The sequence below is a fragment of the Bacillus pumilus genome (assembly GCF_009937765.1).
GTDB lineage: Bacteria > Bacillota > Bacilli > Bacillales > Bacillaceae > Bacillus > Bacillus pumilus_O.
This window is the reverse complement of record NZ_CP047089.1, coordinates 638,933-650,862: the sequence shown is the minus strand read 5'-3', so window position 1 is coordinate 650,862 and position 11,930 is coordinate 638,933. Positions and strand designations below refer to the sequence as shown.

The following is an 11,930-nucleotide window of genomic DNA, read 5'->3' as shown; positions in this document are numbered from 1 at the left end:
GAGAACGTGCTGTAAAAATGCACGTTCTTTTTTTATTTTTGTTTTTATAAAATGAAGCAGGGATTATTATTTAGAGGATCGAACTATTTTTTATGCATAAAAGGAGGAGATACATTCATGAAGAAATTGATGACAGCAGAAGATTTAACGAAAATTGTTTCTGTTTCTCATCCGGTTTATTCACCAGATGGAAAAAAGGCGGTTTTTACAAAGGTCACGGTGAATGACAAAAAGGACGATTACAACATCCATTTATGGGTTCGAGATGAAGAGACAGAGGAGCTGTCACAATGGACATTTGAGGAAGGAAAGCATTATCAGCCGGTGTGGTCAAAAGACAGCAGACAGCTCGCGTTTATTTTGCAAAAGCCAAAGGAAGCTCCTCAGCTTGCACTGATTCAGTGCGAGGGAGGCGGTGTACGCACCTTAACGGCGATTCCTTACGGGGTATCTCATCCTGTCTTTTCACTAGATGGAGCTTTCATTTATGCGGCTGTGTCACTGAAACCATCAGAATCTGTTCATGATGAAAAGAAGGAAGAGCGGGATGAGTTCGCTCCTGCGGTATATGATGATTTGACCTATAAAGCAGATGGCAGAGGCTTTTTAGATGGGCGTTTTACGCAGATTATTCTAGTAAATGTTCATTCAGGAGAGATCGAGGCAGTTACGAGCGGACAGCATCATCATGTGAATCACACGCTCTCTCCATGCGGGAAATGGCTTGCCTATATTCAATCAAATCCTCAAAAACCTTACATAAGTGACGTGTGCCTCCGATCATTAGAGGACGGTACGACAAAGAAAATCACACAATCATCAGGCGCTTATTCTACCGTATCTTTTGCTCCTAATGGAGAGAGCCTCGTGTATATCGGACATGAGCGCGAATTTCAAAATGCTACTTTCCCAGCATTATGGCTGTATGATCTGAAGGAGGGAAATGTCGTTCAGTTGTCAGAAATGCTCGATATGTATGTGGGCAACTGTATGGCAGGGGATAGCTTTATGGGAGAAGCCAATCAGCTTCCGCAGTGGACAAAGGATAGCCAGGGGTTTTATGCGCTTGTTTCCGATCAAGGCAGTACAGGGATTTATTATTTCTCCGTTGAAGGCTTAGCCTATCCTGTTCGATTAGAGGCAGAACATATCACAAACTTCAGCCTTCATCCGGATGAATCCAAATTGCTGCTGAGCCGGCTGTCACCCGTTTCTCCAAGTGAGCTGTATGAGATGACATTAGGAGAGGCGGATCTAATGCAAATCACGTTCGAGCATGATGAATTCCTCAAGGAGCATGTCCTATCGGTACCAGAGCCATTTTCGTTTCAGTCTAAAGAAGGTGTCGAGGTGCATGGCTGGTTTATGAAGCCTTCCGAGATGGAAGAGGGGAAGACTTATCCACTTATTTTAGAAATTCATGGCGGACCGCATGCCATGTATGGTTATACGTATTTTCATGAATTTCAAATGCTCGCTGCTGAAGGCTATGCCATCGTGTATATCAATCCTCATGGCAGTCATGGATATGGACAAATGTTTACCAACCGTGTGAGAGGGAGCTATGGTGGCGTTGATTATGAGGATGTCATGCAGGCTGTTGATCATGTGCTGAAAGCCTATGATTTCCTTGATGAAACAAGACTTGGGGTGACAGGCGGCAGCTATGGCGGTTTTATGACCAACTGGATTGTCGGACAGACTGACCGTTTTCGCGCAGCCGTCACACAGCGGTCCATTTCAAACTGGATTAGCTTTTATGGCATCAGTGATATCGGTTATTACTTTACAAGGTGGCAGATCGAAGGCGATATCTATGATTCAGCCGATAAGCTATGGGATCGTTCACCGCTAAAGTATGTGAAACAAGTAAATACGCCGCTTCTTATCCTGCACAGTGACGAAGACTATCGCTGCCCAGTCGATCAAGCAGAACAGCTATTTGTAGCACTGAAGGAGCTTGGGAAAGACACAAGGCTCGTCAAATTCCCGAAGGCATCTCATGATTTATCGAGAAGTGGCCACCCAGGGCAGCGTATTCAAAGACTGACCTTTATCAAGGATTGGTTTAGAGAGAAGTTAAAATAAAAAAAACGACCCAAATTCGGGTCGTTTTTATCTCATATATGAATTAGAAAACCTGTTCAACTTCTACAACGCCAGGCACTTCTTCTAATAATGCACGCTCAATACCGGCTTTCAATGTAATGGTTGAACTTGGGCAGCTGCCGCATGCACCAAGAAGACGTAATTTCACAATGCCATCTTCAATGTCTACAAGCTCACAGTCTCCGCCATCACGTAATAGAAATGGACGAAGTTTGTCCAGTACTTCCTGTACTTGGTCTTTCATTTCGACTTCAGTCATTGGATATAATCGCTCCTTTCACAACATATCACCATTATATTCATCTGGACGATAAAAATCTATTGATTGGTTTCAAAGTTTCCTTCTCATTATAGCACAATCTCATCTTGAAACAAAAAGTGATTTTGACTTTTTTTATACAGAAAATTCAGCTAAAATAAAGAAAGAATAGGGGGCTTGCCAAATGAATCAAACCGTCGATCTTTATGTATATGGAAGAGATGTACTTTGCGCTAGCTGCGTGAATCTGCCTTCTTCAAAAGACACATTTGAGTGGTTAGATGCAGCGTTAAAACGAAAATATCCGAATCAGCCGTTTCGCATCACATATATTGATATTGAGCACCCACCAGAAAACGAACACCAAAAGGAATTGTCTGAACGAATTCTTGATGATGAATCCTTTTATCCGCTTGTCTTAGTGGAAGATCAAATTGTTGGAGAAGGTAATCCAAAATTAAAAGACATTTATCAAGAAATGGAGAAATACGGTTACACGGAGAGCAGTGATTAAACTGTTCTTTTTTTGAGAAAATAAACAGAACAAACGTTCCTTTTTGGGTTGAAAAAGAACGTTTGTTCGATTATAATGAAATGAAAGGAGCGTGAGCATCATGAATTATTTACTGAAACAATCTCTTCAACAGCAAATACCAATTGAGATGATTTATATGAAGAAAAACGGAGAGTGCACGAAGCGAAAAATCATTGTCCAACGTCAAACGGACCAGCTCATCCAAGCGTATTGTTTATCGAAAAAGACGATGAGAACGTTTCGTAAAGACTGCATCCTTGCCCTTGCTCCGATCAAATTGACCCGTTCATCGGCACATGCCGTTTCATAAAAAAAAGCTCCCTCGACGAGAAGGAGCTTTGAGATCAAATTCACATGATGTTAGCCATTGTGATGCTTATACATCCAAAGAAGTCCGGATTTTAGTAGTCTAGGTACACGACCAACAAGTGGACGATCTGCTACTAAGCCAAAGCCAGCTTTTTTCCCTAAAGATCCTAAGACACCTTTTAGCTTAAACTGAGGATAAGCCTCAGGAAGCGGCTCGTTTTTCCAGCGTTTTTGCAGAGATTGGACAATTTGTTCTGCCTGCGCCTCGGCAAGCTGGGCACTTGGAGCATGCGGAAGACTTGCGCAATCACCCACAACATAGACGTGCTCATCTCCAGGGAGATTGTGATGAGGTGTTAATACGACGCGGCCTTGTGCGTCCTTTTCAACATCCATCTCTCGTATCACTTTACTTGGCTGAATACCTGCTGTCCATACGATGACCTCTGCTTCAATGGCATCATCATGGTTATAAACAACACCTTCTTCAACCTTCGTAATATTCGCACAGTTAATGATCTTTACGTCATTTTCTTCAAACCACTTTTGCACATATAAACTTAATCTTTTTGGGAAGCTTGATAGAATCAGCTCTCCACGGTCGAAAAGAATAATGTTTAAATCAGCACGGCTCTCTCTTAATTCACTGGCTAGCTCTACCCCGCTAAGTCCAGCACCGACGATACCAACCGTTGCACCTGCACTCAAATTGTTTAATTTGTTGTACGTATGTCTTGACTGATCAATGGTTTGAATGCTGTATGTATGCTCTTTCGCACCAGGGACATTATGATACTTGTCCTCACAGCCGAGTCCAATCACCGTGTCGTCATAAGGAATGGGTTCACGGTCGCTAAATAAGATTTGTTTGTTTTCAATATCAATTTTTTCTACTTCCCCATATTGAATATCCAGCTTCGGATGCTCTGGAAATGATACTCGAATGTGGTGATCAGAGATCGTTCCAGCAGCGAGTGCATAATATTCTGTTTTTAAACAGTGGTAAGGATTTCGATCAATTAATGTGATAGTAACATCATCAGGTAATTGATTTGGCAATAAGCGGTGGAGAACCCGCATATTCCCGTAACCTCCGCCGATCAAGACTAAATTTTTCATGACGATTCTCCTTTTCCCCGTAGACATTGAAAAACACTTATACTAAAAAACTTTAAGTTAAAATACCAAATAAAATTATATCGAATTTACTGTGAAACCACAATAATTGTTTCAAAATAACCTACATATTCATTAGTTAGTCCTAAATAGTAAAACATTTTACGAGGAATAGGCGTAACGATACAGGTGAAGCTCATGTTTTGACTAATAGAAGGAATTTCGGTAGGATGGTAAAGCAATGTGAGGTGAAGCAAAGTGTTCCCACTGATAGAATTTTGTGTAAGTAATCTTGCGCAAGGGTCTCAAGAAGCAAAAGAGAAGCTTGATAAAGACCCAAACCTAGACGTTATGGAATACGGCTGTTTAAGCTACTGCGGCAAATGTATGGACTCCCCATTTGCACTCGTGAATGGAGAATTTGTTTCCGGAGAAAATGCAGAGCAGCTAGTCGAGCGTATTTATGCTTTTATAGAGGAAAATGAGATGTTTTAAATGCACCACATGGGTCATGAGGTGCATTTTTTTCATATTTTTGGTTTCCATTTTTAAGGAGAATGAATAGAAAGCGCATCCAATATGTTATGCTAATAAAATATCACCAAAATGAAGCATCACACGAGAGAAAATGAGGCATATGCATAATAAAAGCCCCTTGCCATGGCAGCAAAGAGCTTTTATGTATGAAAAACGGGGGATGATAAGATTGTCTCCTGAATCGACTCCTTTTATACTATAAAGAAACAACATTTTTGGAGGAAGCTCATGACATCATTTCAATTCACGAAAATGCACGGATTAGGAAATAATTATATATACGTCAATCAGATGAAGGAACAGCTTCCAGAAGAGCAGCTATCAGAGATAGCAATCCAGGTTTCTTCTGTTTACACAGGAATCGGTTCAGACGGAATGATCCTTATTTGCTCATCAGATGTTGCACCTGTGAAAATGCGCATTTTCAACAATGATGGATCAGAGGGGAAAAACTGCGGCAACGGTCTGCGCTGTGTCGCAAAATATGTGTATGAGCATCAAATCGTTACAGACACAACGTTCCAGATTGAGACATTGTCAGGACTCGTTGAAGCGACCGTTCATGTGCAGGATGACCACGTTCATTTAGTAACAGTAGATATGGGGAAGCCTCGTTTTGAAAAAGAAGCGATGCCGATGCTTGGTGAACCAGCAAGCACAACGATTAATGAATCGCTTGATTTTGGCACGACGACCTTAAATGGAACGGCTATTTCAATGGGTAATCCTCACATCGTGTTTTATTTAGAGGACATTGAAAAGGCACCGCTGGATACAATTGGGCCAATCATCGAAAAACACGATATGTTCCCAGAAGGCGTCAATGTGGAATTTGTAGAAGTGGTGAGTGAAACAGAGCTGCATTTTCGCGTGTGGGAAAGAGGATCTGGCATTACTCAAGCCTGCGGAACGGGTGCTTGTGCGGCTGCCGTATCCACGATTATGAATGGACAGGCGAAAAAGGAAACAGACATGACGGTTCACTTAGCAGGCGGAGATCTCATCATTCGCTGGAAAGACAATGAGCATGTGCTGATGACAGGACCTGCTGAAACGATTTGTGACGGCACATTTTATCTGTAAACCATTTATTTGAGAAAAGGCACCATCACGTTTATAATTGAAAAGAAACATCCAGTCAAAAGGAGGGATGATCATGAGTACACCAGTAACCATTACAGAAGCTGCTGCACTGCAGATTAAAGATATGATGAAAGAACATGAAGAAGAAAATGCGTTTCTGCGAGTAGGCGTAAAAGGCGGCGGATGCAGCGGTCTTTCATACGGCATGGGCTTTGACCATGAAGTTTCAGAGAAAGACACGCAGTTCGAACAGCAAGGCATTCAGGTCCTTGTCGACTCCGAAAGCCTTGATATCATGAATGGAACCATCATTGATTTCAAACAATCACTAATGGGCGGCGGTTTCACCATTGACAACCCGAACGCAATTGCTTCATGCGGATGCGGTTCTTCTTTCAGAACAGCGACGAATACCGGTACGCCGGAAGAGTGTTAACAACTGATCGTGAATGAAGATAAGCCTTCTTGTTCGTTTGTTTTTTGTAAACAACACGATTGAGGAGGCTTTTTTGATGAAGAAAGCCATAAAAAAAGACACTCATGCAGTGTCTCTTTCTCATATTGCTTCTTCTATTTTCAACAGCTCTTTATCCAAGACATCCACAAGCTCCTGAGTGCTAAACATATAGATCACCACTTCTTTATTGCCATCTTCCACATGAACTTCAATCACCATTTTAATCTTTGCTGGTTTTTCATGGTACACCACTTCAAAAGTGCCCATTTTTTTCGTTTCATTGTTTTGATTCATTTTTTGAACTTTGGAGAGTATCTGTTTGATTTCTTGAACACTCAAACCAGAATCTAAAATTGAAGTGGACACACGCTTTAAAAAAGGTTCTAGTTGATCAATATCCATATTCAATCCTGCTGCGAACTGCGCATAATGTTTGTTATAGTCTTTTGCAAACAGTTCAACTGAGCCACCAATCATCAGTAACAAGATCAAACTGATTATGAAACGTTTTAGCATCTTTCCACCTATCCTTCATTAAGATCTTCTTCCTTTCCTATATCGGTTGATCAGATGAAACCTTCATTCTCACTTCAACTATTTATAAATCGCTCAAATTTGTTACAGCTTGCTCTCACAACTGGCTATTTCCACCCGAAAAGAGTATCATGAGAACCAAACATAAACTGTAGGTAGAAAAGAGGTTGCTGAGGTTTGAGTGAACAAATCAATTGCAGGAACTGTCATGAACTGATTCCGTATCGGTCCAAAACGTGTCCAGCTTGCGGGATTGAGAAGCCGCTTCCGAAAAAGGAACGTGTGAAGGATCGGGTGATTTTGGTTGTGGCAGGGATTGTTGTGGTGCTACTTGCTGCAATGGTACTTGGAATGGCGAATGCCTATATTGGGGTTTTTAAATAGACGAAAAAGGAGTTCCGTTTGTGGGAACTCCTTTTTTTGCTTTCGCTTATTTGTTTTCAAATAAGCTTGTGGAATGAAGAGGCTGTACACGGGCTTTCGGGTCCATGTAGGCTTTCGCATTGTTGACAGCCGTTGGTGCTTCACCAAATCCGCTGGCAATCAATTTGACTTTTCCTTCATACGTACAGATGTCTCCTGCCGCATAGAAGCCTTCAATATTTGTTTCCATTGTGGATTTCACGACGATCGAGTTCTTTTCGATTTCAAGGCCCCATTGTTTAATTGGTCCAAGGGAGGAAACAAAGCCGAAGTTGACGATCACGTCATCTACATCAAGCACTTGTTTTTTGTCGCCTTTGACTTCTTCTAGCACAATCTGTTCAATGCGGTCTTCACCAATAAGCTCCGTTGGGACAAATGGCGTCACGACATTGACTTTCGAGTTGTGAAGGTTTTCTACACTGTGCTCATGTGCGCGGAATTTATCTCGGCGGTGAATAATGGAAACCTCTTTTGCGATAGGTTCAAGCATCAGCGCCCAGTCCACTGCAGAGTCTCCGCCGCCAAGAACGGCCACACGTCTCCCGGCAAATTGGTTCAAATCATTAATGAAGTAATGCAGGTTGCTTCCTTCAAATGATTCTGCTGCATCTAGCTCAAGCTTTCTCGGTTGGAATGCACCGTTACCAGCTGTGATGATGATCGTTTTAGAATAATGAATCTCTTGATTTGTTACAAGTTTAAAGATCCCATCTGCCTGCTTTTCAACCGTTTCAACTGCTTGCTCTAAGCAAATGGTTTGATCAAATTTATCCATTTGTTCCTTTAAGTTATCAACTAATTCTTGTGCGCGGATTTTTGGAAAACCAGCCACATCATAAATGTATTTTTCAGGGTAAAGAGCGGATAATTGACCGCCGAGCTGAGGAAGGCTTTCAATGATTTTCACACTTGCCTGTCTCATGCCACCGTAAAACGCAGTAAACAATCCTACTGGGCCGCCCCCGATAACGGTAATGTCATATACCTTAGAATCTTCTTGCATTCCTTTAATCCTCCCAAATGAAAATTGTTATCACTATATCATATCATACCACATATCGTCGTTTGACTTGTTTTGAAAAACTTGTCGTTTTTTGATGCCGTAGCTTTGAAAAAGAGGAAAAAGTGAGAAAGACCGTTTAACATAAGGATTTTCAGTTTAAAGCCTTGAAAATTGGATCAGAACTCGCTATTATTGTTAAGGGAACTAAATATTAATTTTTTATGAATTTTTGTCGGAAACGGTCAAATGCTTTCGTTTTATGTAGGTGAAAGTTCAGATTTTCACATACTTATTTTTTGTTTAAATTTCATAAAATGCCGGAAAGCGGTTGAGAATAACGATATGTAATTCTTTATCCGTTTTACAGCAAATTTAAAAAAGGTGGATGTGATTCCAGTGAATAAACCGAAAATCGTTGTATTAGGTGCAGGTTATGGCGGATTAATGACTGTAACAAGATTAACAAAACAGCTTGGCACAAATGATGCGGACATTACTCTTGTGAACAAGCATAATTATCATTACGAAACAACATGGTTACATGAAGCAAGTGCAGGTACGCTTCATCATGACCGCTGTCGTTACCAAATCAAAGATGTGATTAACAGTTCCCGTGTCAACTTTGTACAAGCAACAGTTGAAAGCATTAATAAGGAAGAGAAGAAAGTTGTGACATCAGATGGCGAACTTTCTTACGACTACCTTGTTGTTGCGCTTGGTGCTGTTCCTGAAACATTTGGTATTGCAGGACTGAAAGAGTATGCATTCTCAATCTCTAACATCAACTCTGCTCGTCAGCTTCGTGAGCACATTGAACTTCAATTTGCGACGTATAATACGGAAGCTGAAAAACGTCCAGAGCGCTTGACAATCGTTGTCGGCGGTGCGGGCTTCACAGGTATTGAGTTCCTTGGTGAGCTTGGAAATCGTGTGCCTGAGCTTTGCAAAGAGTATGATATTGATCAAAAAGACGTACGTATCATCTGTGTAGAAGCTGCACCAACAGCTCTTCCAGGATTCGATCCTGAATTGATCGACTATGCAATGAACTACCTTCAAGGTAAAGGTGTTGAGTTCAAAATTGGTACAGCGATCAAAGAATGTACGCCTGAAGGCATCATTGTTGGAAAAGACGATGATACTGAAGAAATCAAAGCTGAAACTGTTGTTTGGGCTGCTGGTGTACGCGGTAACCCAATCGTTGAAGAAGCTGGATTTGAAAACATGCGCGGCCGCGTAAAAGTTTCTCCAGATCTTCGTGTACCAGAAAATGATGATGTATTCATTATCGGTGACTGTTCATTGATCATCAATGAAGAAATCAACCGTCCATACCCACCAACTGCACAAATCGCAATGCAGCAAGGTGAAACAGTAGCGAAAAACCTTGGAGCACTAGTGAAAGGTGGTTCTCTTGAAAGCTTTAAGCCAGACATCAAAGGAACAGTTGCTTCTCTTGGTGAACATGACGCTGTAGGTGTTGCGTTTGGAAAAAAACTTCAAGGAACAAAAGCTTCAGCAATGAAGAAAATTATCGACAACCGTTCTTTATTCATGGTTGGCGGACCAGGACTTGTTCTGAAAAAAGGAAAATTCAAGTTCTTCTAAACCGATATAGACAAAAACGTGTATCCTCGTGATGCACGTTTTTTTTTGACAGATTTTCTTACTTGGTGATCGGGAATAAAGTATGGTATGATGAATTGTCAGAAAATTTAGATAAGGGAGTGAGCAATATGAACGCACATACAAAAGAAAAAAAGTCCACCTGTCAATATTGTTCGGGGAAAGGATATTTTCAGCTATTGCTCGGCGGATCTGAAACATGTGAGGAATGTAAAGGGACAGGGAAGAAGCTTTAATCTAACTGCTTTTTCCATTGATTGACTTCATCTCTATTTCCAAGTTAAACTAATGATGGGATATTTGGGGGTGGAGATGAAGTGATCAGTTTACCAGTCGTTATTATTTCCGTTATTTTATTTTTCGTGTTATTCTTCGGCATTGGCTTTTTGCTCAATATGCTGCTGAGAATGTCATGGATAATGGCTATTTTATATCCAATTGTATGCCTTTTCATTATCAACAATCAAAAGATGATCGCTTATGTGAGAGAACCGGGCATCGCTTTTTCAGGTATAGGAGACCGCATAGTCTCTCTCGCTGCGGCTGATATTATTATCTTGTTAAGCGGTCTGATTGGTGCAATTGTATCAGGTGTTGTCATTAATGCACTTCGAAAAAGAGGATATCAAATGTTTTAACTCACTTGTAGATAGGCAAGTGGGTTTTTTTTGTTTCTCCTTTGTATAGTTTCCATTTTGTTTGGAAACAAATAGATGGGTAGAGGAGTGACAAATAAAGATGAAAACATGGATGAAACGATTGTTCATGACAGCCCTTTTTATGCTTGCTCTTTTGACAAGCTTTACGGGCATATCTGGAGTTGAAGCAAGTGATGTAGCTGCCTGGGTGAAAGAGGCGGATCCTGGCAAGCAAGTATCTTCTTTTTTCCAACAGCAAAAAAGAGAAACGATGGCACTCAAAAGTGATGAGTTGCGGGCTAATTCTCTCGAAGAAGCGTTTAATTGGAATGATTACCCGAAGCAAAAGGTTGTTGCCACAGGTTATACAGCAGGTGTGGAATCAACAGGTAAAACTAAAGAACACCATGCATATGGCATTACATATTCAGGCGTCAAAGTAAAACGTGATTTATATTCAACTGTGGCGGCGGACCCATCCGTCTTTCCAATTGGAACGGTGCTCTTTATCCCAAACTATGGCTACGGAGTGGTCGCAGATACGGGAAAAGCCATTAAAGGTCATAAGCTTGATTTATACTATGAAACCGTAGATGATGTGTATAGAGAATGGGGCAAAAAAGTGCTCGATGTGTATGTCATCAAGAAGGGCGAAGGAACGTTAACGGAAAAAGACTTGAACGAGCTGAATGAAGCAAAATCAATGCAAGTATTCCGTCAGCAGTTTCAAGCCAATAAAGAATAAAAAAAGCTTTGGACAAGTTTTAGGTCCAAAGCTTTTTTCGCTTCTACATGAAGTAATAGTCTAAGATGAGTGTCAGTAAGATCCCTGTTAAGCCGCCAAAGAAGACTTCAATCGGCTTATGACCAAGAAGCTCTTTCAATTTCTTTTGCTTTTCTTTTTCTTCCGCACTCGGGAAATTCTTTGCTTCAGAAACAAATCGGTTAAAATCTGTTACGAGCTTGTTCAGTACAGTCGCCTGTTCTCCTGCCTGTCTGCGTACACCTGTTGCATCGAACATGGTAATAATCGCAAAGATGGCGGAAATCGCAAAGATCGATGTATTGAGCCCGTGCTCTAAAGCCACTGCTGTTGAGAGTGCTGTTACGGCTGCGGAGTGTGAACTTGGCATTCCGCCTGTGCTTGTAATGAGCGACCAATCTAGTCGTCTAGAAATGATAAATTGAATCGGTACTTTTACAAATTGAGCAAAAAAGATGGCTGCAAGACTGGCAAGCAGCGGAAAATTCGTCAGTACGCTCATGAACAAGAAACATCCTCTCTGTAAGAAAAAATA

15 protein-coding genes and 1 pseudogene are annotated in these 11,930 nt (G+C 41.1%); 11 read left to right on the top strand and 5 right to left on the bottom strand.

Features of this window, described 5'->3' with window-relative positions:
* The first annotated feature begins 117 nt into the window (after positions 1–117).
* On the top strand, positions 118–2,088 hold the full coding sequence (locus tag GPS65_RS03255; RefSeq protein WP_119125314.1) for an alpha/beta hydrolase family protein: 1,971 nt from the start codon (positions 118–120) through the stop codon (positions 2,086–2,088).
* 43 nt (positions 2,089–2,131) lie between these two features.
* Here the strand turns inward: GPS65_RS03255 and GPS65_RS03250 are convergent.
* Positions 2,132–2,431, bottom strand: a pseudogene (locus tag GPS65_RS03250) (NifU family protein).
* 121 nt (positions 2,432–2,552) lie between these two features.
* On the opposite strand from GPS65_RS03250, the gene GPS65_RS03245 reads away from it, so the two are divergent.
* Together GPS65_RS03245 and GPS65_RS03240 are read left to right on the top strand one after the other, a co-directional pair.
* Positions 2,553–2,882 (top strand): YuzD family protein, encoded by a 330-nt coding sequence (locus GPS65_RS03245; RefSeq protein ID WP_144473866.1) that lies wholly within the window; start codon positions 2,553–2,555, stop codon positions 2,880–2,882.
* A gap of 100 nt (positions 2,883–2,982) precedes the next feature.
* Positions 2,983–3,213 (top strand): hypothetical protein, encoded by a 231-nt coding sequence (locus GPS65_RS03240; protein ID WP_012011143.1) that lies wholly within the window; start codon positions 2,983–2,985, stop codon positions 3,211–3,213.
* 50 nt (positions 3,214–3,263) lie between these two features.
* On the opposite strand, the gene GPS65_RS03235 is transcribed toward GPS65_RS03240, so the two are convergent.
* Entirely contained in the window at positions 3,264–4,331 is a 1,068-nt protein-coding gene (locus tag GPS65_RS03235) for an NAD(P)/FAD-dependent oxidoreductase (RefSeq protein WP_012011142.1), read from the bottom strand.
* A gap of 255 nt (positions 4,332–4,586) precedes the next feature.
* On the opposite strand from GPS65_RS03235, the gene GPS65_RS03230 reads away from it, so the two are divergent.
* The 3 genes from GPS65_RS03230 (at position 4,587) to erpA (ending at position 6,384) form a co-directional block, all read left to right on the top strand.
* On the top strand, positions 4,587–4,823 hold the full coding sequence (locus GPS65_RS03230) for a YuzB family protein (RefSeq protein WP_003213414.1): 237 nt from the start codon (positions 4,587–4,589) through the stop codon (positions 4,821–4,823).
* A 270-nt stretch (positions 4,824–5,093) separates the two neighbouring features.
* Entirely contained in the window at positions 5,094–5,948 is an 855-nt protein-coding gene (gene dapF / locus GPS65_RS03225; RefSeq protein ID WP_144456390.1) for a diaminopimelate epimerase, read from the top strand.
* A 73-nt stretch (positions 5,949–6,021) separates the two neighbouring features.
* Positions 6,022–6,384 (top strand): iron-sulfur cluster insertion protein ErpA, encoded by a 363-nt coding sequence (gene erpA / locus GPS65_RS03220; protein WP_012011138.1) that lies wholly within the window; start codon positions 6,022–6,024, stop codon positions 6,382–6,384.
* Between the two features lie 120 nt (positions 6,385–6,504).
* On the opposite strand, the gene GPS65_RS03215 is transcribed toward erpA, so the two are convergent.
* Positions 6,505–6,921, bottom strand: a complete 417-nt coding sequence (locus GPS65_RS03215; protein WP_012011137.1) for a hypothetical protein — start codon at positions 6,919–6,921, stop codon at positions 6,505–6,507.
* A 195-nt stretch (positions 6,922–7,116) separates the two neighbouring features.
* On the opposite strand from GPS65_RS03215, the gene GPS65_RS03210 reads away from it, so the two are divergent.
* Positions 7,117–7,323 carry a hypothetical protein gene (locus GPS65_RS03210; RefSeq protein WP_012011136.1) on the top strand — a complete coding sequence of 69 codons (207 nt, stop codon included), beginning with the start codon at positions 7,117–7,119 and terminating at the stop codon, positions 7,321–7,323.
* Positions 7,324–7,369: 46 nt separating this feature from the next.
* Here the strand turns inward: GPS65_RS03210 and yumC are convergent, their stop codons facing one another.
* On the bottom strand, positions 7,370–8,368 hold the full coding sequence (gene yumC / locus GPS65_RS03205; protein WP_012011135.1) for a ferredoxin--NADP reductase 2: 999 nt from the start codon (positions 8,366–8,368) through the stop codon (positions 7,370–7,372).
* 390 nt (positions 8,369–8,758) lie between these two features.
* On the opposite strand from yumC, the gene GPS65_RS03200 reads away from it, so the two are divergent.
* The 4 genes from GPS65_RS03200 (at position 8,759) to GPS65_RS03185 (ending at position 11,377) form a co-directional block, all read left to right on the top strand.
* On the top strand, positions 8,759–9,976 hold the full coding sequence (locus GPS65_RS03200) for an NAD(P)/FAD-dependent oxidoreductase (protein WP_161985489.1): 1,218 nt from the start codon (positions 8,759–8,761) through the stop codon (positions 9,974–9,976).
* 128 nt (positions 9,977–10,104) lie between these two features.
* Positions 10,105–10,230 (top strand): YuiA family protein, encoded by a 126-nt coding sequence (locus GPS65_RS03195; protein WP_157957789.1) that lies wholly within the window; start codon positions 10,105–10,107, stop codon positions 10,228–10,230.
* 81 nt (positions 10,231–10,311) lie between these two features.
* A complete protein-coding gene (locus tag GPS65_RS03190) occupies positions 10,312–10,632 on the top strand; it encodes a YuiB family protein (RefSeq protein ID WP_088000833.1) in 321 nt (106 codons plus the stop codon).
* Positions 10,633–10,732: 100 nt separating this feature from the next.
* A complete protein-coding gene (locus GPS65_RS03185) occupies positions 10,733–11,377 on the top strand; it encodes a 3D domain-containing protein (protein WP_088000835.1) in 645 nt (214 codons plus the stop codon).
* A 43-nt stretch (positions 11,378–11,420) separates the two neighbouring features.
* Here GPS65_RS03185 and GPS65_RS03180 read toward each other — a convergent pair whose 3' ends face one another.
* Positions 11,421–11,897, bottom strand: coding sequence for a divergent PAP2 family protein (locus GPS65_RS03180; RefSeq protein ID WP_003212726.1), 477 nt, complete (start codon positions 11,895–11,897; stop codon positions 11,421–11,423).
* Between the last annotated feature and the right edge of the window lie 33 nt (positions 11,898–11,930).